The sequence below is a fragment of the Nocardia sp. NPDC003269 genome (assembly GCF_042888005.1).
In the GTDB taxonomy this organism is placed as follows: domain Bacteria; phylum Actinomycetota; class Actinomycetes; order Mycobacteriales; family Mycobacteriaceae; genus Nocardia.
Genome location: NZ_JBIAPA010000002.1, coordinates 1,877,645 through 1,899,271, shown reverse-complemented (window position 1 = coordinate 1,899,271; position 21,627 = coordinate 1,877,645). Strand labels below are relative to the sequence as shown.

The window sequence follows — 21,627 nt, the reverse complement described above, 5'->3', positions numbered from 1 at the left end:
CCGCGTTCTCCGGAAGGACACCGATGACCGATACCGCCGTGCCGCTGCTGTGGAGTGGCGAGCTGCCGACCACGCTGGCCTTCTACCGGGCACTCGGCTACACCGTCATCTACGAGCAGACCAGGCCCTATGTCTACGGCGCGGTCGAAGGGCACGGGTGCGCACTGCATTTCGCAGCCGCGCCGCCCGGGGTCACGCTGCCCACCGAGCATGTGGGCGCGCTGGTGATGGTCGACGACGTCGCCGCCCGCCACGCCGAATTCACCGCGGCTCTGCGCGCGGCGTACGGCCGGGTCCCCGCCAAGGGATTGCCGCGGATCACCCGGTTCCGGCCGGGGCAGTCGCGGTTCTCCCTCGTGGATCCGGTCGGCAACACCCTGCTGGTGATCCAGCGCGACGAGCCGATGGAGCTCGAATACGGCGGCTCCCGTGCGCTGACCGGGCTGGCCAAGGTCCTCGACAATGCCCGCATCCTGCGCGATTTCAAGAACGACGACAAGGCGGCGGCCCGCGTCCTGGAAACCGGGCTGCGACGGTTCGCCACGGCCGCGTCGGCCCCCGACCGGGCCCGCGCCTACGCCGCGCTGGCCGAGATCGCGGTCGCGACCGAGGATTCCGAACGGCTCGCCCGCTGGCGGGCCGAGCTCGACGCTGTCGAGCTGACCGCCGCGGAGCACGCCGCCCTGTCCGCCGACACCGCCGCCTCCGATCTGCTCGCCACCTGGCTGACCACCACGGCACCCGGCTGACCCGGCGCGGCGCGGCCGGGCGACGGTCTAGGCTTCGGCCATGGATCGACGCTCCGGCACGCGCTACATCCGCTGTCTCGCAACGACACTCGCGGCGGTGGTGATCACCGGGCTCGGGCCGGTGGCGGCGGCGCGGGCCGAGGCGGGATGCGGCGGCGGGTGGCAGGCCGAGGTGCTGGCCGCCGACCTCGGTGGCCTGGAGAACCTGGAGTACGACGGCGCGGGAGGCTTCTACGTCTCCGGCATCGTGCGCGGCGAGTTGCGGCACGTCGCCGCCGACGGCCGGGTCACTACGCTGCTCACCGGGCTCGACAATCCCGCCGGGCTGCGCCGCTCCGGCGCCGACCTGTACTTCGTCACCGGCGACGGCACCACCCCCGACGGTGGTGGCACGCTCCGGCGGTTGCACCTGCCGAGCGGCGAGGTCACCGTGCTGCTGCCCGATCTGGTGCAGCCCAACGGCCTGCTCCTGCTCCCCGACGGCGACCTGCTGCTGACCCAGCTGTCGATTCCGTGGCCGCCGGTCGGCATCAGCCGCTATCGTCCCGCCACCGGCGAATTCACGCTCGGCTGGTCACCGGCGCCCCGCCCCAACGGCCTCGCCCTCACCGCCGACCACCGGGCCGTCCTCACCGAGGACGTGGCCACCTCCCAGATCCTGCGCGTCCCCCTCGACGCCCCCGACCGCCCCACTCCGATCGCCGCGATCCCCGACGGCCTGTTCCCCGGACTGGACGATCTCGACACCGCCGCGAGCGGACTCGCCTTCGTCGCGGGCGACTACTCCGGCAGCGTGTACCAGGTCGACACCGCGACCGGCCGCTGGTGCACCCTCGCCACCGGCTGGACCACCCCGCCCACCGGCCCGCTCCCCGCCCGACCCCCGATCGGCCCCACCTCCGCCCGCCTCGCCCCCGACGGTCCCGCCTGGTCCCTCTACGTCACCAGCATCGACGGCACCCTCCGCCGCCTGCGCCCACCCACCGACCTCGACCTGACCCCGGCGTTCGTTCGCTGACTCCGCCCCTGTCCCGCACCGCCGCGCAGTCCGCTCCGGTGCTCCCGAACCACGATGACGCCTCCCTTCCGGCTCAGCACAGGCGGAGGGACGCCATGTCGCCCACCGTCATGCCGAGCTGACTCGCGCTCCACGCCGAGAATCTCCGATCGTGGTCGGTCGATTCGTCGTCGAGCCACCCGAAGGTCCGTCCGGTCCGTCCTCGTCCGGTGGTGATCGCCGCCGGTGAGCATGTCGGCGGCAGGCCCCGCCCGATCGAGCAGCTGACCATCCGCGACGGCCTGGTCACGGGTCCCCGGCGTCTCGTGACCGATGGCGCACGGCGCGAGCGGAAGACTGGAGCCGCGTGGATCCGTATGGTGCACTGGTGGATTCGCCGGTCGAGTCGAGGAGGGGCGGGGTGCATTCAGCGCCGGAGTGGTCGCGGCAGCGCGGGTTCGGGATCAGGGTGGACTGGGGTAGGTCGGGCGCGGCGGCGATCGGGCCGGGGGCCGCGGCCGTCGTGGTGGTCGACGTGTTGTCGTTCACGACCTCGGTATCGATCGCGACCGGAGCGGGGACGGCCGTGTTCCCGTATCGGTGGCGAGACGCGACGGCGCAAGAGTTCGCCGATCGGCACGGAGCGGCGCTGGCAGTTGGGCGGCGCCAGGCGGACGCTGCGCAACCATGGTCCTTGTCGCCCGCCGCGATCCGACGAGCGCCGTTCACCGAGCGGTTGGTATTGCCGTCGCCGAATGGGTCCGCCATCGCGGCCACCGTCGACGGCGGCGCGGTCATCGCGGCGTGTCTGCGCAACTACAGTGCCGTCGCCGACTGGCTGATCGCTCAGGGGTGGGGCACGCCCGAACAGCCGATCGCGATCGTCGCCGCGGGCGAACAGTGGCCGGGCAGCGAAGCCCTCCGGCCCGCGCTGGAGGACTGGGTCGGTGCGGGCGCGCTCGCCGCGGCCCTCATGGACCGGGGCGCCACCGCCGCCTCACCCGAGGCACAGTCGACGGCAACCACTTTCGCCGCCACGCCCGACGTGCCCGCGCTGATCGCGTCCAGCGCGTCCGGCCGGGAGCTCGCCGCGATCGGGTTCGCCGACGACGTCGCGATCGCGATCGACCTCGACGCCGACACCACCGCGCCGGTCCTCACCGACGGCGCGTTCACCGACCGCTCCGGCAGCTGAGCGCCGGATGCGGGCGCCCGCCTCCCCTCCGGCACGTCAGCGACGCCGGGCGGCGCGGTGCCCGCCTCTGGGCGGTCGCGTCCCGCGGAATCGCGGCACTCGACGAGCCCGGGCAGCGATGCTCGGCACCGAACAGCGGCGGGTGGCCGACCGACCACCCACCGCGCGCCTCCCGGCCACCCCTCGGAACCTCGGCGACGCCGGGTGGCCCGGTGGGCCGCCTCCGGGCGGTCGCGTCCCGCGGAATCGCGGCACGCGACGAGCCCGGGCAGCGGTCCTCCACACAGCACAGCGGCGGGTGGCCGACCGACCACCCGCCGCGCGCCTCCCCTACTGGTTCGCGCCGATGATGCCGCCGATCACCGCCCCGATCACACAGCCCGGGATGGCGGAGACGACCAGGAAGATCAGCCCGATCAGCGCCCCCACCACACAGCCGATCGCGATACCGGCGACGATATTGCCGGTCTGATCGATCTGCTGCAGCGCCACCGGGTTCAGCGCGGGCGCGCCGACCGGGGTGAGCGTCAGCGTGGTGGCCGCGGCGTCGACCTCGGGGATCACCCGCACCGCGGGCCCGGCGACCGGCTGCACCGTCGTCGGGATGAGGCCGATCCGGCTGCCGTCCGGGGCGAACACGGCGACCGAGGCGTCGGGCGTGAGCTCGAACCTGCCCGCCGCCAGTTCCACCGTCGCCGTGGAACCGTCCTTCGCCACCGCCGCGGTGTACGCGACGGCCCCGTCGACACCGGCGACCGAGGGGCCGGTGACCGGCGCGCCGTACGCGGTGGCCGCGGCGACACCGGTCGCCGCCACGGTGAGGACACCGGCAGCCAGCAACTGCTTGAACTTCATGGGTTTCCCTCCGACTTGCCGAGCCCGTCCAACCCCGGTCCCGGCGCGATACCCACTCATGATGCGCCATGGCTATAGTGCATAACACCACTTCCGCGAGATCCGGATAGTGCTGCCCCACAGCGGAATTCACACCATCTGGGCGTACCGACCGGTCGCCCCCGGCACGCCCGCCGACACGCCGACCCGCGTCGGACCGATACGCTCGCGGAGTGACTCGGGGACAGCAAGGCGGCCGGGCGGCCCAGGCACAAGCGCGGCGTGCGGCCATCATCGACGCCGCGACCACCCTCATCGCCGAGCGCGGATACCAGGGCACCTCCCTGGCCGCCGTCGCCGACCGCGTCGGCCTCACCCAGGCCGGCGTTCTGCATTACTTCCCCAGCAAGGACGCCCTGCTGAGCGGCGTGCTCGAAGCGCGCGACCGCTGGGATTTCGCGGCGTTCGTCGCCCGCCTGGCCGACGCGCGACTGTCGCATCTCGAGCAGATCGTCGAGTACAACGCCGAACGCCCGGATCTGGTCCAGGCGTTCACCGTCCTGGCCGGGGAGTCCATCACCGAGGCGCACCCGGCGCGGGAGTTCTTCACCGAGCGCTACGCCAAGGCCCGCGCCGACTTCGCCGCCCTGCTGAGCACCGAATTCGGCGATCAGCTGCCCGGTGGACTCACCCCCGAACAGGCGGCGCCGCTACTGCTCGCGGTCATGGACGGATTGCAGGTCCAATGGCTGCTGGCCAGGGACGATATCGACCTGACGGCCGCCTATCGGGACTTCGTTTCGCTGCTTTCACCCACTCAGCGGGAGCAAACATAACGTTTACATAACTTCACCAACCTAGCGCTCGGTAGGGTCACATACTCCGAGTCGGAAGTCGTGCGATCTACGTCACACCCGATCGCGCGGCGCTCCACTCCCTCTCGAAGTAATTCCCGAACAAACGGAGCGTGGCATGTCCACCATTCCTGAAGATCCGAAGGTGTCGAGTCCTGTCACGACCGACCCGGACACCAACGACACCGGCCGGCTGGACGGCGCGTCACGGGCCCGCATCTTCACCGTGCTCGCGGTGATCGTGCTGTTCACCGAGATCGCGCCGATGCAGTACACGATCGTGTCGGCGGCACTGCAGAAGATCGCGCCGACCTTCCCCGGCGTCGGCGCGAACATCAACTGGGCCATCATCGTTTTCGGCCTGATCGGCGCCGCCGCCTCGCCGCTCATCGGCAAGATGAGCGACGTCTGGGGCAAGAAGCGGATGTTCCTCATCTGCGGCGTGCTGTTCATGATCGGCTGCGTGCTCGACGCGACCACGTCGAACTGGGGCATCTTCCTGCTCGGCCGATGCCTGCAGGCCACCGCCATCGCGACGGCGGTCATCGCCTACGGCCTGATCCGGGACCTGATGCCGCGCAAGTACGTTCCGCTCGGCCTCGGCGTCACCGCGACCGGCCTCGGCGTCTCCGCCATCGCCGGACCGCTGCTCGGCGGCTTCCTGGTCGACAACTACAGCTGGCGCGCGATCTTCTGGTGCCTGGCCGCGTTCACCCTGGTGATGCTGCCGCTGGTGTACTTCGTCGTCCCGGAATCCAAGCTGCGTGTGCGGGAACGGATCGACTATGTCGGCGCGCTGCTGCTCGCCGGTGGTGCCGCGCTGATCCTGATCTACCTCGACAAGGGCCACGACTGGGGCTGGGCGAAGCCGACCACGCTGGCCTGGGTGATCACCGGCGTCGTGCTGCTGCTGCTGTTCGTCCTGGTGGAAACCCGGGTGGCACAGCCGATCATGGATATGAAGCTGCTGTTCCACCCGCGCGTCGCGCTGGTGCTGGCCGGTGCGCTGTTCGCCTCGCTGCAGATCGGCGTCGTCTCCTACGCGATCGCCTACATGTCGCAGACGCCCGACGAGGCGACCGTCACCGCGGGCGCACAGCAGGGCATTCTCGCCAAGGTGCAGGCCATGACGGGGCAGCCGCTGCCGCCCGAGGCCGTCCAGGTGACACTCGATCCGGGCTACACCTACGGCAGCGGGTACACCCTGCTGGAGTTCGCGGTGCGGATCGCCCTGCTCGGCGCCGTGGTCACCATGGTCTGCGGCGCGCTCGCCGGCGTCATCGCGCGACGGATGGGCGCCCGGATCCCGCTGGTCATCGCGCTGGCGATCTTCGTCTGCTCGGCCGCGGCCTTCGCCGTCCTGCCGCATACCAGCACGGTGTTCCTGCTGGTGAACGCGGTGTTCAGCGTCGGCTTCGGGTTCTACTACGCGGCCATGCCGATTCTCATGGTGGAGGCGGTGCCGCAGGAGCAGCAGGGCATCAGCCTGGGCATGCTCGGCGTCATGCAGTCGATGGGTGTCGCCGTCGGCCTGGCCATCGTCACCGCCTTCCTGCACGCCAACGGGATGACCGCGCTGATCAGCGTGGGTGGCCAGGCGCAGCCCCCGGCCCCGATCCCGGATGTGTTCGGTGATCGCGGATACGAGCTGGGCTTCTGGGTCTGCGGCGCCGCGGCGGCCGTGGCCCTGGTGCTGGCCGTGATCATGCGGCACGGGCGCACGCCCGCCACCGGCGGCACCGCGCACTGAGCCCCGCCGTGGACGGGCCGGTGATCGTCAGACGATCACCGGCCCGTCCGCGGCTTGCGGTATTTAAATACCCCACCTACCCTCGGAGCCATGGTGCGCCTCCCCCTCAGCCCGGCCCAAGTCGAAGCAGGTCGTCGCCTCGGCCGCCGTCTGCGCACGGCGCGCGGCGACCGCGATCTGGCCGAGGTGGCGCGCGCGGCGGGCATCTCCCCCGAGACCTTGCGCAAGATCGAATCCGGCCGCCTGCCCTCCCCCGCCTTCGGCACCGTCGTCGGCCTGGCCGAGGCGCTGGCGATTCCACTGACCGACCTCGCCGAGGTCTACCGCACCGAGCAGATCGCCGAATCCGCCTGAGCGGCGCGGGATCTCCGCGCCGCCGCGCACCATGAGCCTGCCCGGCCACGCGGCATGACGATGCTCAGCCGCGCAGCGTGAGGACACTCGGCCCGTCGGCCGTGACCGCGATCGTGTGCTCACTGTGCGCGCACCGGGAGCCGTCGGCGGAGCGGATCGTCCACCCGTCGGCGTCGGTGACCACCGTCGCGGTGCTCGCCGCGAACCAGGGTTCGATGGCGATCGTGAGCCCGGGACGCAGCCGGAACCCCCGCCCGGCGCGCCCGGTATTGGACACATGCGGGTCCTCGTGCATGGTCCGGCCGATGCCGTGCCCACCGAACTCGGTGTTGACCGGGTAGCCGTACGCGCGGGCGACCGTCGAGATGGCCGCGGAGATGTCGCCGATGTGGTTGCCCGGCTGGGCGGCGGCGATGCCGGCCGCGAGGGCCTCCTCGGTGGCCCGCACCAGGCGCTGGTCGGCCGGGGCGGGCGTGCCGACGATGGTGGTCACCGCGGAATCGGCGGCCCAGCCGTCGATGGTGACGGCCAGATCGGCGGTGAGCACATCACCGTCGCACAGCACGTAGTCGTGCGGAAGCCCGTGCAGCACAGCGTCGTTGACCGCCAGGCAGACGGTGTTGCGGAACGGCCCGCGACCGAACGAGGGCGCGTAGTCCCAGTAGCACGACACCGCGCCGCGCTCGCGAATCCGTTCCCGCACATACTCTTCGAGCTCGAGCAGGTTCACCCCGACGGCAGCCTTCGCGTGGACACCGGCCAGCACGTCGGCGACGAACGCACCGGTCACCCGCATCCGCTCGATCTCCGCGGGCGTCTTCAACTCCACCATCACGCCTCCATTGGTATTTTCATACCGACCCTAGCGGCGTCGGTATAAAAATACCAATTCGGCGGTGTGCTCAGCGGTTGAGGTTGCCCATGTCCACCGGGATCTGCGCGCCGGTGACCTGCCCCGCCTCGTCCGAGCACAGCCACGCGACGGCGGCGGCGATATCGGCGGCCTCGGTGATGTAGGTCGGCAGGGCGTTCATGAAGATGGGCGCGAGCGTGGCCGCGTGCTGCTCGAACAGCGGGCCCATCTCCGCCATCTGCATGCCGGTCGCCACCCCCGCCGGATGCACGGTGTTGACCCGGATCTTGTGCTGGCCCAGCTCGTTGGCCATCGTCTTGGCCAATCCGGTGATGGCGTGCTTGGTGGCCACGTAGTGAGCCGTGAACGGGATGCCCTTGAGGCCCGCGACCGAGCTGGTGAACACCATCGCGCCACCCTCACCCTGCTCGATCAGGTACGGAATCGCGGCCTTGGCGGTATGGAAGACGCCGGTCAGATTCACATCGACCGTCTCCTGCCACTGCTCGGCGGTGATCTCCCAGGACATCGCCGCCGAACAGATTCCGGCATTGGCGACGACCACGTCGAGCCGGCCGAACTGCTCGATCCCCGCCGCCAGCGCCGCCGACAGACCCGCGAAATCGCGGACGTCGGCCTTGCTCGCGGCGATCTTGCCACCCGCGGCCTCGACCAGCCGGACGGTCTCGGCCAGGTCGTCCTCGGTGGCGCCCGGATAGCTGGTGCTGGCGAAATCCACGCACGCGTCGATCGCGATGATGTCGGCGCCCTCCTCGGCGAAGCGAACCGCCTCGGCCCGGCCCTGACCGCGGGCCGCCCCGGTGATGAAGACGACCTTGCCCTCGTATCGTCGCGCCATGTCCTACCTCCGAACGTCGATGTGCACTATGAACACCTCACCATCGCGCGCCCCCGCGCGGTGCGGAATCAGAGGTTTTCCACCTGGGAGTCCGCACCCAGTGGACGGGTCAGCGACCACAGCTGGGTGAACGTGCAGCGCGCGATCTTCCAGCGGCCGTCCTCGACCCGGTACTCGTCGGCGTATTCGCCGGTGGCCACGGTCTCGGTGCGCGCCAGCAGGTTCAGCTGCCGGAAACGCAGCGTCCACCGGCCGCTGGCGGTGGTGTCGTCGTGCACGGTGATGTCGGGATGCACGCCGTGGTGCATGTCGAGCACGACCGGCTTGCCGTCGACCCGGCGCAGGGCGATCGAGGTGAACACCGCGGCCATGCCGTCGGCGTCGTGGGTGCCCAGGCTGCCGTAGTCGAGCTCGGCCCCCGCCGCGAGGAAGCACTCGCGGAAGCCGACCGCGTCCTTGGCGTCACAGGCGCGGAAGTAGCGGTGTTTGAGGGCGATGATCGCCTCGATCGTCTCCAGCCGGGCGATCCGGGCGGCGAGGTCGGGGGCGGTGTCGGTCATGGTGCTCCTGCTCGGCGGGGTCAGTCGCGGGCGAAGGTCGCCCACGCGCGGACGACGACCTCGCCCGCGGCGTCGGTCCCGGACAGGGTGACGTCGACGCGCGCTTCGCCGTCCTGCGTGTAACTCTGCGTGATGTGGCCCGCGCAGGTCATGACTTCGCCCGACGGCAACGCGCGCACGACCCTGGTGCGGAAGCGCCGGATGTTCTCCGCGCCCAGCCAATCGGTGGCGTAGGTGGCCAGCAGCGCGGTGGCCTGCGGCGAGACCGGTTCGCCCAGTGCGGGTTCGGCGGCGGCCCAGGACTCGGCGACGAGTCCGCCGGTGCGGTCGAAGTAGCGGGTCAGCGATTCGGCGGCACTGACCGCGGGCGCGCCGGGACTGCCTGCCCGGATCGCGGTCAGCTGGTCGCCCGCGCGCGGCGGCGGGCCGAAGAACCGGTGATCGGTCTCCGCCCGGCCGGCCGCGGCGCCGAACCCGTCGGCGGGCAGGAAGGTCGGCGGGACCACGGGCCGGTCGGCGAGGCGGTAGGCCGGATTGTGCGAGTGCGCCGCCTCGGCGAACATCCGGATGGCGGCGGTCTCCAGAACCATCGCGACGGTACCCATGGTCATTCCTCTCGTCCGGCGGATGTGGTCACGGTAGGGCGGCCCGCGCGCTTGTGATCGGTTCCTCTCCCGCTGATCGGGACGCCGACGCGGCACGGCGAAAACATGTCCGCTGACCGGGAACCGACCAGCCCGGACCACCACCGGCAGCGTGACCATCGACACAGCTCATCCCGCTCCGTCCGATACATGGAGGTTTCGATGCCGGAGAACTCGCCGAACGGCCGATCACAGGACGCCGACTACCGTCAGATCGAGGCCGCCGCCGCGCCGACCCGCTTCGCGCGCGGCTGGCACTGCCTCGGCCTGCTCTCGTCGTTCCGCGACGGCAAGCCGCACGAGGTGAAGGCGTTCGGCACCACACTGGTGGTGTTCCAGTCGGAGTCCGACGGCGCGCTGCACGTGCTCGACGGATTCTGCCGCCACATGGGCGGCAACCTGGCGCACGGCACCGTCAAGGGCGACTCGATCGCCTGCCCGTTCCACGACTGGCGCTGGGGCGGCAACGGCAAGTGCACGGCGATCCCCTACGCGCGCCGGGTGCCCCCGCTGGCCAAGACCCGCTCGTGGCCGACCCTCGAGCGCAACGGCCAGCTGTTCGTCTGGAACGACCCGCAGGGCAGCAAGCCCACCGACGAGGTGACCATCCCCGAGATCGAGGGCTACGGCACCCCGGAGTGGACCGACTTCACCTGGAACTCGATCCTCATCGAGGGCTCGCACTGCCGGGAGATCGTCGACAACGTCGTCGATATGGCGCACTTCTTCTACGTGCACTACTCGTTCCCGCGCTACTTCAAGAACGTCTTCGACGGCCACGTCGCGACCCAGTACATGCGCTCGACCCCGCGCCACGACATCTCCGTCGGCACCAGCTACGACGATCCGAACTCCACCCTGCGTTCGGACGCCTCGTACTTCGGCCCGTCCTACATGATCGACTGGCTCTGGAGCGAGGCGCAGGGCATGACGATCGAGACCGTCCTGATCAACTGCCACTACCCGGTCGACGAGAACTCCTTCGTGCTGCAGTACGGCGCGATGGTGAAGAAGCCCGAGGGCATGTCCGACGCCGACGCCACCGCGATGGCCGAGCAGTTCGCCGCGGGCGTGCAGGTCGGCTTCGAGCAGGACGTGGCGATCTGGAAGAACAAGGCGCCGATCGACAACCCGCTGCTCTCGGAGGAAGACGGGCCGGTCTACCAGCTGCGCCGCTGGTACAAGCAGTTCTACGTCGACGTCGAGGACGTCACCGAAGACATGACCAAACGCTTCGAATTCGAGATCGATACCGACCGCGCGGTGACGAGCTGGGAAGCCGAGGTGGCCGACAACATCGCCCGCGGCGCCATCGTCGACACCATGTCCTGACCTCTCCCACCCCGAACAGAAAGCACCACCTGCGATGACCAAGGTTCTCGACAACATCGCCGCGATCGCCGACCAGCTGCGCGATCAGGCCCCGGAGGCGGAGCGGCTCGGGCAGCTGCCCGATGCCACGGCCCAGCTGCTCAAGACGGCGGGCCCGATCCGCCTGCTGCAGCCCAAGAAGTACAGCGGCTTCGAGGCGCATCCGCGCGAGTTCGCCGAGACGGTGATGGCCACCGCCGCGCTCGATCCGGCCAGCGGCTGGATCACCGGCATCGTCGGCGTGCACCCGTGGCAGCTGGCCTTCGCCGATCCGAAGGTCCAGGACGAGGTGTGGGCCGACGACCACGACACCTGGATGGCCTCGCCGTACGCGCCCACCGGCATCGCCCGCCCGGTCGACGGCGGCTACATCTTCAACGGCCGCTGGCAGTTCAGCTCCGGCACCGACCACTGTGACTGGATCTTCCTGGGCGCCATGCTCGGCAACCCCGACGGCTCGATGGCGCTGCCGCCGACGATGCTGCACATGATCCTGCCGCGCGAGGACTACACCATCGTCGAGGATTCCTGGAATGTGGTGGGCCTCAAGGGCACCGGCTCCAAGGACATCATCGTCAAGGACGCGTTCGTGCCCGACTACCGGGTGATGAACGGCGACCACGTCATCGACGGCACCGCGCAGAAGGAGTACGGGGTCACCGAGACCCTGTACAAGATGCCGTGGTCGACGATGTTCCCGCTGGGCATCAGCTCCGCGGTGGTCGGCATCGCCGAGGGCGCGCTGGCCGCGCACCTGGACTACCAGCGCGACCGGGTCGGCGCGCAGGGCACCGCGGTCAAGGACGATCCGTACGTGCTGTTCGCCATCGGCGAGGCCGCCGCCGACATCAACGCCGCCCGCCAGGAACTGCTGGCCAACGCGGACAAGATCTTCGACGCGGTCGACGCGGGCAAGGAGATCAGCTTCGCCGAGCGGGCCGCGGTGCGGCGCACCCAGGTCCGCGCGGCCTGGCGCGCGGTCTCGGCCGTGGACCAGATCTTCGCGCGGTCCGGCGGCAACGCCATGCGGACCGACAAGCCGCTGCAGCGCTACTGGCGCGACGCGCACGTCGGCCTCGCCCACGCCATCCACGTGCCGAGCACCGTGTACCACGCCTCGGCCGTCAGCTCCCTCGGTCTCGAGCCCGCGGACAACCTCCGCTCGATGATCTGATCCGAAAACCACGAAGGACTACGAGAACATGACCGACATCAAAGGCCTCGGCTACGTCAAGATCCAGACGGCCGACATGGACCGCTGGCGCACCTTCGCGTTCGACGTGCTCGGCTTCGCTCAGGGCAGCGGCCCGGACGAGAACGCGCTGTACCTGCGGATGGACGAGCGCGCGGCACGCATCACCGTCGTGCCGGGCGACAGCGACGCCGTCGTGACCATCGGCTGGGAGGTCCGTGACCACGCGGCCCTGGTCCGGGTGCAGGAAGCCGTCACCGCGGCCGGCATCGCCGTCAAGCCGCTCTCGGTCGAGGAGGCCGACGCGCGCCGGGTCGAGGAGGTCATCACCTTCCAGGATCCGACCGGCGCGACGCTCGAGATCTTCCACGGCGCGGTGCTCGACCACAGCCCCGTGGTGACGCCGTTCGGCGCGAAGTTCGTCACCGGCGCGCAGGGCCTGGGCCACGTCGTGCTGCCGACGATGGACCCGAACGGGGCGTTCGACTTCTACACCGACGTGCTCGGCTTCCTGCCGCGCGGCGCGTTCCGGATCCCGGCGCCGCCGGAGTTCGGGCCGATGCGGGTGCGCTTCATGGGCGTCAACGAGCGGCACCACAGCCTCGCGCTGTGCCCCGCGCCGCATGGTGGCGCCCCCGGCCTGGTGCACATCATGGTCGAGGTCGACACCCTCGACGCCGTCGGCCAGGCGCTGGATCGCGTCACCAAGGACGGCTTCTCGGTGTCCTCGACGCTGGGCAGGCACACCAACGACAAGATGGTGTCGTTCTACGTGCGCGCGCCCGGCGGCTGGGATGTCGAGTTCGGCACCGAGGGCATGCGGGTCGACGAGACCTATTACACCGCTGAGGAAATCACCGCCGACAGCTACTGGGGCCACGACTGGTCCGGCAGCGAGCCGCTGGCGGCCATGTAACCGCGCACAGCCCTTCGACGGCCCCCGTACCGAGCACTCCGCTCGGTACGGGGGCCGTCGTCGTTGCACGCGATTCGGGGATTCATGTGACAACGGCCACAGAGGATGGTATGAATAGGTATATGCCTAATCGAAATATGCGACTGGGCATCAGCACGTAGATCCGAAATGGAGCACTCCATGGTCATCCAAGCCGAGGCCACCACCCCCAGTGCGATCCTCGATCGCGCGTCCCTGCTGCTCGACGCCTTCGACGGTCCGGGCAGGCTCACCCTCGCCCAGATCGTCCGGCGCACCGGGCTACCCCGGTCCTCGGCGCACCGCATGCTGGAACGGCTGGTGCAATTGCGCTGGCTGCGCCGCGAAGGGCGCGATTACGAGCTCGGGATCCGGTTGATGGAGCTCGGCTCGCTGGCCGTGCACCAGGACCGGCTGCATCGCGCCGCGATGCCGTTCCTGCACGAGCTGCACCGGGTCACCGGGTTCGTCGTGCACCTGGCCGTCCTCGACGGTCCCGACGTCGTGTACCTGGACAAGGTGGGCGGCGACCTGGCCGCCGCGGTCCCGACCCGGGTCGGCGGCAGGCGGCCCGCGCACTGTACGGCGGTCGGCAAGGCGATCCTGGCCTACTCCGACGAGCGCCGCCTCGCCGAGGTCGTCACCGGGCAGGCCACGGCCCGCACCAAGTACTCGCTGACCACCCGGGCCCAGCTCGACAACGAACTGCACAAGGTGCGCGCGCACGGCATCGCGGTCGAGCGCGAGGAGTCGCTGGCCGGCTTCGGCTGCATCGCCGCGCCGATCGGCGATCTCGGCGAGTCCGCCGTGGCCGCGGTGTCGGTGTGCGGGCCGGTCGACCGGATGGTCTTCGACCACCGGCTCAGCGCGCCGGTGCGCACGACCGCGCTCAACATCTGGCGCCACGTCGACGACGGCCGGGTGCGGGTGCGCCCCACCCTGCAGCAGCATCCGCGGCCGCTGGGCGTCGGTCCCGCGTCCCGGGTCGCCACCGAACACCGCGCGCCCCGCTACGCGTGATCCGGTGGTACGCCGCCCGGCGGGAGCGGGCGGCGGCCGGGATCAGGCGGGATCGTTCTCGCAGAAGCTGTGGCAGATGCGGTCGTGCACGATCACGTCCGGGCATTCCGGATCGAACCACCGGTCGACGTGCGCCCAGTGCACCGGGTGCATCAGGTACGGGCCGTCGAGCCCGTCGAGATCGGTGAACTCCTGCTCCCAGACGTGGGTCCACGGCACGGATCCGATGCCGCGACGCACCCGGCTCAGCCGCCAGGACAGCATGGTCGGGATGTAGCGCGGCATGCGCAGCAGGTCCGCCTCGAAGCGGTCCACCGTCGCGTCCGGCGTCTGCGGCGCGACCCGCAGCAGCAGCACCCGGTACACCGAACCGGGCGCCCGGGGTTCCGCGAAACCACCGGTGCCGCCGTCGTATTCGGCACCGTCGACATGCGTCACGCCCGGGTCGGCGAGCACCGCGTCGACCGCGGCCGCACAGGCCTGCCAGTCGGCGGCCTCGGCGAACCGCAGGTGCGCGAGCACGTCCCCGCCGTTGCGCACCCCCGGCAGCGTGGGCTGGACCAGCACCCGGCGCGCCACCCCGGACACCGCCGCGGTCAGGTCGGTCATGAGCTGCTCGGCGGCCGGACCGCCCACCGCCGACAGATGCACCAGCCGAACGACATCAAACATCGGCGAGCCTCTCGATCTCGGACGCCTCGGCCCCGGTCGAGCGCGTGCGCTCGGCGACCAGGTCGTCGACGCCTGCCCACCATCGCCGCACCGCCGGATCGGAACGTCCCTGCCAGGTCATCGCCCACCACCCCTCGGCCCCGTCGAGGACCCAGGTCGCGGTGACGGTGTTGGATTCGTCGGGAAACCAGATCGGCGGACTCACCACGATCCGCTCCAGCGTCATCCCCCGCTCGCGGGCCCCCGGCGCGTACTCACGCAGATACGCGTCGACGAAGTCCCTGGCCCGCCCGGGTTTCGTCACAACGGTGTCGGTCACGTAGACCTTCGCGGTGTTCATGTGCCGACGGTAGGCACCGCGCGCGTCGCGTCGACCAGGGGTTTCCGCCCAGCGGGAGAACGGGGTCCGAACCGTACCGGACCGGCCCTACGGTGGGCCGACGACCGGTTCGACCGTCGAACCCCGTCGCGAGAATTCCAGGAGGGTCAGTGACTGTCCGCGTCTATCCCACCACCGGACCGGGTGCGGTGCCGGACCCCGAAGTCGCGGCGATGCTCGCCACGCTCGACGCCGGGTTCCCCGATATCGCCACGATGCGCGCGGCCGACGTGCGGGCCGCGATCCTCGGCAGGCGGGCGCCACTGAAATATCTGCCCGAGATGCGCGAGGCGCGCGATGTCGTCGTCGCGGGGCCGGGCGGCGGTGACCTGACCCTGCGCGTCTACCGGCCGCACCGCGACGGGGCGACGCTGCCGGTGATCGTCTTCGCGCACGGCGGCGGCTTCGTGTTCTGCGATCTAGACAGTCACGACGAGTTCTGCCGGTCGATGGCCGAGGGGGTCGGCGCGGTCGTGGTCGCGGTCGACTACCGGCTCGCGCCCGAGCACCGGGCGCCCGCCGCGCACGAGGATGTGCTCACCGCGCTGCGCTGGGCCGCCGAGCACGCGGGTGAGTTCGGCGGCGATCCGGCACGGATCGCGTTGGCCGGCGACAGCGCGGGCGGCAACCTCGCCGCCACCGTGGCCATCGCGGTCCGCGACGGCGGCGGCCCCGAGGTCGCGGCGCAGATCCTGTTCTATCCGGTGATCGACGACGACTTCGAGACCGAGTCCTACCGGCGGTTCGGCACCGGCCACTACAACACGACCAGCGCCATGCGCTGGTACTGGCAGCAGTACGCCCCGCACGGCACCCACGACGTCCGCCTGGTGCCGACCAGGGCCGAGTCGCTGGCCGGGCTGCCGCCCGCGGTGGTGATCACCGCCGAACTCGATCCGCCGTGCGCGGCGGGCGACGCCTACGCGCGCCGCCTCGCCGACGACGGCGTCGCCGTGCGGCACCGCCGCTACGACGGGCTGTTCCACGGCTTCCTCACCATTCCGTCGCTGGCGGCGACCACCGCGGCACGCACCGAGATCTGGGCCATGGTGCGCGAGGTGCTCGGCACAACCGATCGCTAGGACCGGTGCCGCTGCGGCACGATCATCGGCGACCCGGTCAGCGGGTCGTCGATGACCACGCAGTCCAGATCGAACACCGCCCGGACGAGCTCCGGGGTGATCAGCTCCCCCGGACTCCCCTGCCCGATGATCCGGCCGTCGCGCATGGCGACGAGGTCGGTGGCGTAGCGGCAGGCCAGGTTCAGGTCGTGCAGGACGGCGACGACGGTGCGGCCGTGCTCGCGGTACAGGCGCTCGCACAGGTCGAGGACATCGAGCTGGTGGCTGATGTCGAGATAGGTGGTCGGCTCGTCGAGCAGCACGATCGAGGTGGCCTGGGCGAGCACCATGGCGATCCAGACCCGTTGGCGCTGACCGCCGGACAGTTCGTCGACGCGCCGGTGCCGCAGGTCGGTGGTGCCGGTGGCCGCGAGTGCCTCGGTGACGGCCGCGGCGTCGTCGTCGGACCACTGCCGCAGCAGCCCCTGGTGCGGGTAGCGGCCGCGGGCGACGAGATCGCCGACGACGATGCCGTCCGGGGTACCCGGCGTCTGCGGCAGCAGACTCAGCCTGCGCGCGGTCTCCTTGGTGGAGTAGCGGTGAATCGCCTTGCCGTCCAGCACCACCGAGCCGTCGGCCGGGCGCAGGATCCGGCCGAGCGCGGCGAGCAGCGTCGATTTCCCGCAGGCGTTGGGCCCGATGATGACGGTGAACCGGCCGTCGGGCACCGCGAGGTCGACGCCGTGCAGCACGGCCCGCTCGCCGTAGGCCACGCGAATCGACTCGCCGCGCAACCGCGAGCGCTCCGTTCCGATGGATTCGGCGGTCCCGGTGGATGTTTCAGACACGGTGACGCAGACCCTCTCGTACCAGCAGCCAGAGCAGGAAGACTCCACCGATGCTCACCGTGACGACGCCGACGGGAACCGGTGCGGGAAAGGCGTGTTCGGCCACCAGGTCGCTGACGCCGAGCAGGAGCGCGCCGGTGCACGCGGCCGCGAAGATCCCGGCGCCGGGCGTGCGGGTGATGCCACGGGCGAGGTGCGGCGCGGCGAGGGCGATGAACGCGATCGGGCCCGCCGCCGACACCGACAGGCCGACGAGGATCGTCGCGCCGAGCATCAGCCCCAGCCGGGCCCGCCCGCTGCGCACGCCCAGCGTCGTCGCCACCGTGTCCCCGAGATCGAGGGCGTTGAACGACCGATTCAGCACCGCGATCAGCGGGCCGACGAGCACGAGCCCGACGGCCACGATCGCCACCTGACCCCACCCGCGCCCGCTGAGCGAGCCGATCAGCCACGCGTTGGCGACCGCCGCGGACGGCAGGTACGCCTGGCTGAGCACGTAGTACGTCGCCGCGGTGAAGATCGCCTCCAGGGCGATCCCGACCAGCACCAGCCGCGCACCCCGCAGCCCGCCCAGCACCGTGAGCACGCCGATGATCGCGAAGGTGCCGAGCGCGCCCACCGCGGCGCCGAGCGCGGCCGTCGACAGGGTGCCGCCGAGGGTGAGCAACACGAAGACCGCGCCCAGCGACGCGCCGTTGGTGAAGCCGATGACATCCGGGCTGGCCAGCGGATTGTGGTACAGCCGCTGGAAGATCGCGCCCGCGGCGGCCAGGCCGGCGCCCACCCCGACGGCCACCAGGACCCGGGGCAACCGCCGGTCCAGGACGAAGAACCGGTCGAGCCTGCGCCGCGGATGCCCCGTGAGCGTGTCCCACAGCGCGCCGGGACCGACCCGGTATTCGCCGACCATGAGCGAGACCGCGATCATCGCCAGCACCAGGACCACCAGGATCGCGGTGGTCACGACGGCGCGGCGGTCGAACCGCAGGGTGGACCGGCCCGCGCGCACCACCACGTCGCCCGGCGTGATCCCGGTGCGCGTGACGAGTCCGGCGCCCGGCCCCGACAGAATGCTCACGACTCCGCCCCCATCCGGGGACTCCACACGATGAGCGCGATCAGCGCGGGCCCACCGAGAAACGCGGTGAGCACCCCGACCGGCACCGGTTCGCCACCGGCGATCACCCGGCCCAGCACGTCGGCGGCCAGCAGCAGCACCGGCGCGAGCACCATCGACACCGGCACGAGCACCCGGAAATCGGAGCCGACCAGGTACTGCGCGATGTGGTACACCAGCAGCCCGACGAAGGCGATCGGCCCCGCCAGCGCGGTGGCCGCCCCGCACAGGACCGTGACGACGACGAAGCCGAGCAGCCGGACCCGGCCCAGGTGCACGCCCAGCGCCGTGGCGGTGCGATCACCCAGGCTCAGCGCGTTCAGCGACCGGCACAGCGCCAGCGCCAGGACGGCGGCGCCGAGCACGTACGGCACTAGCAGCAGGGTGTCGTGCAGGTCCCGGGTGGCCAGGGAGCCGATCCGCCAGAAGCGATAGGAATCGAGCACGTCCTCGTCCAGGAACACCAGCAGCTGGGTGACCCCGGACAGCACCGCGGCCAGCGCCACCCCCGACAGCGCCAGCCGCAGCGGCGACGCGGTCGCCCGGCCGACCATCGAGAGCAGATACACGACCACCGCGGCGATGCCCGCGCCGGCGAAGGCGAACCAGGTGTAGCCCGTGACGCCCATCCCGCCGGTGACGGTGAGCCCGACGACGACGCCGAGCGCCGCACCCGCGTTCACCCCCAGCAGTCCCGGATCGGCGATCGGATTGCGGGTCAGCGCGCCGATGACCACGCCAGCCGCGCCCAGCGCGACCCCGCAGACCAGCCCGACCACCGTCCGGCTCAGCCGCCAGTCACCGATGATCACCCGCACGCTGTCCTCGCCCCGCCCGAACAGCGCGGCCACCACGTCACCCATCGGAATCGACTTGGCGCCGATGGCCAGACTGGCCACGCACACACCGAACAGCACGACCGCGGCGAGCAGCAGGACCACGCCGCCGCGGGCGAGCGGGGCAGAGCCGTGGCGTGCGGTCACGGCGTCACGACTCGAAGGCACCGGCGAACCTTACCCGGACTAATTAGGGTAGGACAACCTTGGTTAGGTTAGGCTAATGTCGCTGCTCGTGCAGACCGTGAGAAGTAGTAGACACCGGCTGACCACCGCCTTCGGCGCGCTGGTCGCCACCGTGGGCCTGGTCCTGACCGGGTGCAGTTCGACCGATGCCGAGGTCGAGAACGGCCGCGTCATCGCCCACGCGATGGGTGAGACGACCGTGCCCGCGCAGCCGCAGCGCATCGTCGTCCTCGATTCCCCGCACCTGGACGCGCTCGTATCGCTGGGCATCACGCCCGCCGCGATCACCGAGCGGGCGATGGGCTACGGCGCGCCGAAGTACCTGGCGGACAAGCTCACCGGGGTGAAGACCGTCGGCACCATCCAGGAGCCCGACCTCGACGCCATCGCCACCCTGGAGCCCGATCTGATCATCGGCACCAAGGTGCGCCACGAGGCGCTCTACACCCAGCTCAGCGGCATCGCCCCGACCGTGTTCTCGACCAGTTCGGGGACCAACTGGCACGAGCAGGCGCGGCTGACCGCGTCGGCCGTCGGCAAGTCGGCCGAGATGGAACAGCTGCTCACCCAGCTCGACGGTCGCGCCAAGGCGGTCGGCAAGGAGATCGGCGCCGCGGGCAAGACCGTGTCGATGGTGCGCTTCACCGAGGACCGCTTCCGGCTCTATGGGCCCGAGACCTTCTCCGGTTTCATCCTGGCCCAGGTCGGTTTCACCCACCCGGCCCGCACCTGGAACACCTACTCGATGGCCGAGCTCGACCCCGAGCAGTACGAGCAGATCAACGGTGACGTGGTGTTCCACGCCGACTACACCGGCAGCTCGAAGGGCACGACCAAGAGCCGGGTCACCGCGCTCTGGGGCGCGCTGCCCGCGGTGGCGGGCAACCACGCCTACGAGGTCGCCGACGACACCTGGATGCTCGGCATCGGCGTGATCGGCGCCAACAAGATCATCGACGACATCGCGCGGCTGAGCGCGAAGTGACCGGTCGTGGGGGCGCCGGGCGCGCCCCCACGCCTACTCCGCCGCGTCGTGCTGCATCTCCTCGCGCAGCACCCGCTGTTCGATCTCGCGCCAGCGTCCCGGCGTCGGATGTGGGTAGTCCGCGCGATCGTCGTGTTCGGCGCCGGACAGTATCGTCGCCGCGTTGTCGATGTCGTCGATCAGCTGCTGGGCCAGTTCCCGCTCGGCCGCGTAGTGACGCTGTGCCCACTGCAGCACGATCTGCGAATACGCCCAGCCCGGTTCGGATTTCGCGGCCTCGGCGTCGATCGCGGCCCGCTGCTCGAGCTGGTCGACGTCGTCGATGTGGTCGCGCAGGATCTGCTTGAGCCGGTCCGGCGAGCCGAGATGACCGAACATGACCCGCACCAGTACATGGTGTTTGAGCACCGACGGATCGACCGGCGCCTTGTTCCACCACAGCGTGACCGCGGCGCGGCCCGCGTCGGTGATCTGGTAGAGCCGCTTGCCACGCATGGCGTTGTCGTGGTCGAGGCGCGAACTCGCGAAGCCGTGCTGCTCGAGCTTCTTCAGCTCGGCGTAGATCTGGCTGTAGGACGGCGTCCAGTAGAAGTAGCGCAGGCTCCAGTCGGCCCACTTCTTGAGGTCGTAGCCGGAGACCTCTTCCTCGTAGGAGAGCATGGCGAGAACCGCCCAGCTGGTCGGCGGCAGGTTGGGCACGCCGGGATCGGGGTCGGGAGTCGCCATCGCTGCATGTTAGCAACCGCGAGTACCACCTTTCGCCCGCCGACAACCGCTGACCGGGAGAACGTCTTGAGCCGGTCACCGCTCACCCCGGATCGTGGGGGCAACGAATTCCGCTCGGGAGGACCCCTATGAATGCAGACAACGTCGTCGTCGACGCAGGTATCCCTGCCCCCGCCGACCTGCGCAGAGTGCTCGGTCATTTCGCGACCGGCGTCGCGGTGATCGCCGCTCACGACGGGACGCGGCCGCTCGGCTTCACCTGTCAGTCGGTGGTGTCGGTGTCGCTGGACCCGCCGTACGTGTCGTTCTGCCCGGCCAAGAGTTCCACCAGCTGGCCGCTGCTGCGCGCGACGGGCGCCCTGTGCATCAACATCCTGGCCGAGGAGCAGAGCGCGCTGTGCCGCCAGTTCGCGGTCAGCGGTGCCGACAAGTTCGCCGGCGTCGAGTGGGACCGCGCGGGCAACGGCGCGCCCGCGCTGGCCGGGGCGCTGGCCCACATCGAGGTCAGCGTCGAGCTCGAGCACGACGCGGGCGACCACACTGTGGTGCTGGCCCGGATCGCCGATCTGCGCGCCACCGAGGGCGCCAAGCCGCTGCTGTACTACCGCGGCGGCTTCGGCGGCTTCGCGGCCTGACACGACGACGGCGGGG

Annotated in this window: 24 protein-coding genes; 13 read left to right on the top strand and 11 right to left on the bottom strand. The window is 70.7% G+C overall.

Annotated features, from left to right (window positions below):
* The first annotated feature begins 23 nt into the window (after positions 1-23).
* The 3 genes from ACFYWJ_RS19160 to ACFYWJ_RS19150 all read left to right on the top strand — a co-directional run bounded on the left by ACFYWJ_RS19160 (position 24) and on the right by ACFYWJ_RS19150 (position 2,941).
* Complete coding sequence (locus tag ACFYWJ_RS19160; RefSeq protein ID WP_355280233.1) at positions 24-749, top strand: glyoxalase; 726 nt, start codon at positions 24-26, stop codon at positions 747-749.
* A gap of 40 nt (positions 750-789) precedes the next feature.
* Positions 790-1,767, top strand: coding sequence for a hypothetical protein (locus ACFYWJ_RS19155; protein WP_355280231.1), 978 nt, complete (start codon positions 790-792; stop codon positions 1,765-1,767).
* Positions 1,768-2,167: 400 nt separating this feature from the next.
* Positions 2,168-2,941 (top strand): 2-phosphosulfolactate phosphatase, encoded by a 774-nt coding sequence (locus ACFYWJ_RS19150; protein ID WP_355280230.1) that lies wholly within the window; start codon positions 2,168-2,170, stop codon positions 2,939-2,941.
* Positions 2,942-3,271: 330 nt separating this feature from the next.
* Here the strand turns inward: ACFYWJ_RS19150 and ACFYWJ_RS19145 are convergent, their stop codons facing one another.
* Positions 3,272-3,796 carry a hypothetical protein gene (locus ACFYWJ_RS19145; RefSeq protein WP_355280228.1) on the bottom strand — a complete coding sequence of 175 codons (525 nt, stop codon included), beginning with the start codon at positions 3,794-3,796 and terminating at the stop codon, positions 3,272-3,274.
* A gap of 212 nt (positions 3,797-4,008) precedes the next feature.
* Between ACFYWJ_RS19145 and ACFYWJ_RS19140 the strand changes: the two genes are divergently transcribed.
* The 3 genes from ACFYWJ_RS19140 (at position 4,009) to ACFYWJ_RS19130 (ending at position 6,733) form a co-directional block, all read left to right on the top strand.
* Positions 4,009-4,611 carry a TetR/AcrR family transcriptional regulator gene (locus ACFYWJ_RS19140; protein ID WP_355280227.1) on the top strand — a complete coding sequence of 201 codons (603 nt, stop codon included), beginning with the start codon at positions 4,009-4,011 and terminating at the stop codon, positions 4,609-4,611.
* A gap of 136 nt (positions 4,612-4,747) precedes the next feature.
* Positions 4,748-6,379, top strand: a complete 1,632-nt coding sequence (locus ACFYWJ_RS19135; RefSeq protein ID WP_355280225.1) for an MFS transporter — start codon at positions 4,748-4,750, stop codon at positions 6,377-6,379.
* Between the two features lie 90 nt (positions 6,380-6,469).
* Positions 6,470-6,733, top strand: coding sequence for a helix-turn-helix transcriptional regulator (locus ACFYWJ_RS19130; protein ID WP_355280224.1), 264 nt, complete (start codon positions 6,470-6,472; stop codon positions 6,731-6,733).
* A 64-nt stretch (positions 6,734-6,797) separates the two neighbouring features.
* Here ACFYWJ_RS19130 and map read toward each other — a convergent pair whose 3' ends face one another.
* The 4 genes from map to ACFYWJ_RS19110 all read right to left on the bottom strand — a co-directional run bounded on the left by map (position 6,798) and on the right by ACFYWJ_RS19110 (position 9,610).
* Complete coding sequence (map, locus tag ACFYWJ_RS19125) at positions 6,798-7,565, bottom strand: type I methionyl aminopeptidase (protein WP_355280222.1); 768 nt, start codon at positions 7,563-7,565, stop codon at positions 6,798-6,800.
* A 70-nt stretch (positions 7,566-7,635) separates the two neighbouring features.
* Positions 7,636-8,445, bottom strand: coding sequence for a mycofactocin-coupled SDR family oxidoreductase (locus ACFYWJ_RS19120; RefSeq protein ID WP_355280220.1), 810 nt, complete (start codon positions 8,443-8,445; stop codon positions 7,636-7,638).
* A gap of 68 nt (positions 8,446-8,513) precedes the next feature.
* Complete coding sequence (locus ACFYWJ_RS19115; RefSeq protein ID WP_355280219.1) at positions 8,514-9,005, bottom strand: nuclear transport factor 2 family protein; 492 nt, start codon at positions 9,003-9,005, stop codon at positions 8,514-8,516.
* 20 nt (positions 9,006-9,025) lie between these two features.
* Positions 9,026-9,610: a hypothetical protein gene (locus ACFYWJ_RS19110; RefSeq protein ID WP_355280217.1), complete on the bottom strand. Its 585-nt coding sequence runs from the start codon at positions 9,608-9,610 to the stop codon at positions 9,026-9,028.
* Positions 9,611-9,799: 189 nt separating this feature from the next.
* On the opposite strand from ACFYWJ_RS19110, the gene ACFYWJ_RS19105 reads away from it, so the two are divergent.
* The 4 genes from ACFYWJ_RS19105 to ACFYWJ_RS19090 all read left to right on the top strand — a co-directional run bounded on the left by ACFYWJ_RS19105 (position 9,800) and on the right by ACFYWJ_RS19090 (position 14,166).
* Positions 9,800-10,981 carry a Rieske 2Fe-2S domain-containing protein gene (locus ACFYWJ_RS19105; protein WP_355280215.1) on the top strand — a complete coding sequence of 394 codons (1,182 nt, stop codon included), beginning with the start codon at positions 9,800-9,802 and terminating at the stop codon, positions 10,979-10,981.
* A 34-nt stretch (positions 10,982-11,015) separates the two neighbouring features.
* Entirely contained in the window at positions 11,016-12,194 is a 1,179-nt protein-coding gene (locus ACFYWJ_RS19100) for an acyl-CoA dehydrogenase family protein (RefSeq protein ID WP_355280213.1), read from the top strand.
* Positions 12,195-12,222: 28 nt separating this feature from the next.
* Positions 12,223-13,128 (top strand): biphenyl-2,3-diol 1,2-dioxygenase, encoded by a 906-nt coding sequence (bphC, locus tag ACFYWJ_RS19095; protein ID WP_355280212.1) that lies wholly within the window; start codon positions 12,223-12,225, stop codon positions 13,126-13,128.
* Positions 13,129-13,308: 180 nt separating this feature from the next.
* Positions 13,309-14,166, top strand: a complete 858-nt coding sequence (locus tag ACFYWJ_RS19090) for an IclR family transcriptional regulator (RefSeq protein ID WP_355280210.1) — start codon at positions 13,309-13,311, stop codon at positions 14,164-14,166.
* A 42-nt stretch (positions 14,167-14,208) separates the two neighbouring features.
* Here ACFYWJ_RS19090 and ACFYWJ_RS19085 read toward each other — a convergent pair whose 3' ends face one another.
* Positions 14,209-14,838: a Dabb family protein gene (locus tag ACFYWJ_RS19085; RefSeq protein WP_355280208.1), complete on the bottom strand. Its 630-nt coding sequence runs from the start codon at positions 14,836-14,838 to the stop codon at positions 14,209-14,211.
* Positions 14,831-15,178, bottom strand: coding sequence for a hypothetical protein (locus ACFYWJ_RS19080; RefSeq protein ID WP_355280206.1), 348 nt, complete (start codon positions 15,176-15,178; stop codon positions 14,831-14,833). Before ACFYWJ_RS19080 ends, ACFYWJ_RS19085 begins: the two co-directional genes overlap by 8 nt.
* Before the next feature lie 149 nt (positions 15,179-15,327).
* On the opposite strand from ACFYWJ_RS19080, the gene ACFYWJ_RS19075 reads away from it, so the two are divergent.
* Complete coding sequence (locus ACFYWJ_RS19075) at positions 15,328-16,299, top strand: alpha/beta hydrolase (protein ID WP_355280204.1); 972 nt, start codon at positions 15,328-15,330, stop codon at positions 16,297-16,299.
* On the opposite strand, the gene ACFYWJ_RS19070 is transcribed toward ACFYWJ_RS19075, so the two are convergent.
* From ACFYWJ_RS19070 to ACFYWJ_RS19060, 3 genes are read right to left on the bottom strand one after another with little or no spacing between them, the layout of a single operon-like run.
* Complete coding sequence (locus tag ACFYWJ_RS19070) at positions 16,296-17,126, bottom strand: ABC transporter ATP-binding protein (protein WP_355280202.1); 831 nt, start codon at positions 17,124-17,126, stop codon at positions 16,296-16,298. The two genes, ACFYWJ_RS19075 and ACFYWJ_RS19070, sit on opposite strands and share 4 nt — an antisense overlap.
* Positions 17,119-18,204: an iron chelate uptake ABC transporter family permease subunit gene (locus ACFYWJ_RS19065; protein ID WP_355280200.1), complete on the bottom strand. Its 1,086-nt coding sequence runs from the start codon at positions 18,202-18,204 to the stop codon at positions 17,119-17,121. Before ACFYWJ_RS19065 ends, ACFYWJ_RS19070 begins: the two co-directional genes overlap by 8 nt.
* Positions 18,201-19,247: an iron chelate uptake ABC transporter family permease subunit gene (locus ACFYWJ_RS19060; protein WP_355280198.1), complete on the bottom strand. Its 1,047-nt coding sequence runs from the start codon at positions 19,245-19,247 to the stop codon at positions 18,201-18,203. Before ACFYWJ_RS19060 ends, ACFYWJ_RS19065 begins: the two co-directional genes overlap by 4 nt.
* 55 nt (positions 19,248-19,302) lie before the next feature.
* On the opposite strand from ACFYWJ_RS19060, the gene ACFYWJ_RS19055 reads away from it, so the two are divergent.
* Positions 19,303-20,250: an iron-siderophore ABC transporter substrate-binding protein gene (locus ACFYWJ_RS19055; protein WP_355280196.1), complete on the top strand. Its 948-nt coding sequence runs from the start codon at positions 19,303-19,305 to the stop codon at positions 20,248-20,250.
* 33 nt (positions 20,251-20,283) lie between these two features.
* On the opposite strand, the gene ACFYWJ_RS19050 is transcribed toward ACFYWJ_RS19055, so the two are convergent.
* On the bottom strand, positions 20,284-20,976 hold the full coding sequence (locus tag ACFYWJ_RS19050) for a PadR family transcriptional regulator (RefSeq protein ID WP_355280195.1): 693 nt from the start codon (positions 20,974-20,976) through the stop codon (positions 20,284-20,286).
* 128 nt (positions 20,977-21,104) lie between these two features.
* Between ACFYWJ_RS19050 and ACFYWJ_RS19045 the strand changes: the two genes are divergently transcribed.
* A complete protein-coding gene (locus ACFYWJ_RS19045) occupies positions 21,105-21,611 on the top strand; it encodes a flavin reductase family protein (RefSeq protein ID WP_355280193.1) in 507 nt (168 codons plus the stop codon).
* Positions 21,612-21,627 lie beyond the last annotated feature (16 nt).

What these genes read in the sequence shown, in the direction of transcription:
- ACFYWJ_RS19130 (WP_355280224.1), top strand. Translation starts at nt 6,470, where the DNA reads ATGGTGCGCCTCCCCCTCAGCCCGGCCCAAGTCGAAGCAGGTCGTCGC.
- ACFYWJ_RS19110 (WP_355280217.1), bottom strand. Translation starts at nt 9,610, where the DNA reads ATGGGTACCGTCGCGATGGTTCTGGAGACCGCCGCCATCCGGATGTTC.
- ACFYWJ_RS19115 (WP_355280219.1), bottom strand. Translation starts at nt 9,005, where the DNA reads ATGACCGACACCGCCCCCGACCTCGCCGCCCGGATCGCCCGGCTGGAG.
- bphC (WP_355280212.1), top strand. Translation starts at nt 12,223, where the DNA reads ATGACCGACATCAAAGGCCTCGGCTACGTCAAGATCCAGACGGCCGAC.
- ACFYWJ_RS19050 (WP_355280195.1), bottom strand. Translation starts at nt 20,976, where the DNA reads ATGGCGACTCCCGACCCCGATCCCGGCGTGCCCAACCTGCCGCCGACC.
- ACFYWJ_RS19090 (WP_355280210.1), top strand. Translation starts at nt 13,309, where the DNA reads ATGGTCATCCAAGCCGAGGCCACCACCCCCAGTGCGATCCTCGATCGC.
- map (WP_355280222.1), bottom strand. Translation starts at nt 7,565, where the DNA reads ATGGTGGAGTTGAAGACGCCCGCGGAGATCGAGCGGATGCGGGTGACC.
- ACFYWJ_RS19055 (WP_355280196.1), top strand. Translation starts at nt 19,303, where the DNA reads ATGTCGCTGCTCGTGCAGACCGTGAGAAGTAGTAGACACCGGCTGACC.
- ACFYWJ_RS19085 (WP_355280208.1), bottom strand. Translation starts at nt 14,838, where the DNA reads ATGTTTGATGTCGTTCGGCTGGTGCATCTGTCGGCGGTGGGCGGTCCG.
- ACFYWJ_RS19135 (WP_355280225.1), top strand. Translation starts at nt 4,748, where the DNA reads ATGTCCACCATTCCTGAAGATCCGAAGGTGTCGAGTCCTGTCACGACC.
- ACFYWJ_RS19105 (WP_355280215.1), top strand. Translation starts at nt 9,800, where the DNA reads ATGGAGGTTTCGATGCCGGAGAACTCGCCGAACGGCCGATCACAGGAC.
- ACFYWJ_RS19045 (WP_355280193.1), top strand. Translation starts at nt 21,105, where the DNA reads ATGAATGCAGACAACGTCGTCGTCGACGCAGGTATCCCTGCCCCCGCC.
- ACFYWJ_RS19120 (WP_355280220.1), bottom strand. Translation starts at nt 8,445, where the DNA reads ATGGCGCGACGATACGAGGGCAAGGTCGTCTTCATCACCGGGGCGGCC.
- ACFYWJ_RS19155 (WP_355280231.1), top strand. Translation starts at nt 790, where the DNA reads ATGGATCGACGCTCCGGCACGCGCTACATCCGCTGTCTCGCAACGACA.
- ACFYWJ_RS19160 (WP_355280233.1), top strand. Translation starts at nt 24, where the DNA reads ATGACCGATACCGCCGTGCCGCTGCTGTGGAGTGGCGAGCTGCCGACC.
- ACFYWJ_RS19145 (WP_355280228.1), bottom strand. Translation starts at nt 3,796, where the DNA reads ATGAAGTTCAAGCAGTTGCTGGCTGCCGGTGTCCTCACCGTGGCGGCG.
- ACFYWJ_RS19080 (WP_355280206.1), bottom strand. Translation starts at nt 15,178, where the DNA reads ATGAACACCGCGAAGGTCTACGTGACCGACACCGTTGTGACGAAACCC.
- ACFYWJ_RS19100 (WP_355280213.1), top strand. Translation starts at nt 11,016, where the DNA reads ATGACCAAGGTTCTCGACAACATCGCCGCGATCGCCGACCAGCTGCGC.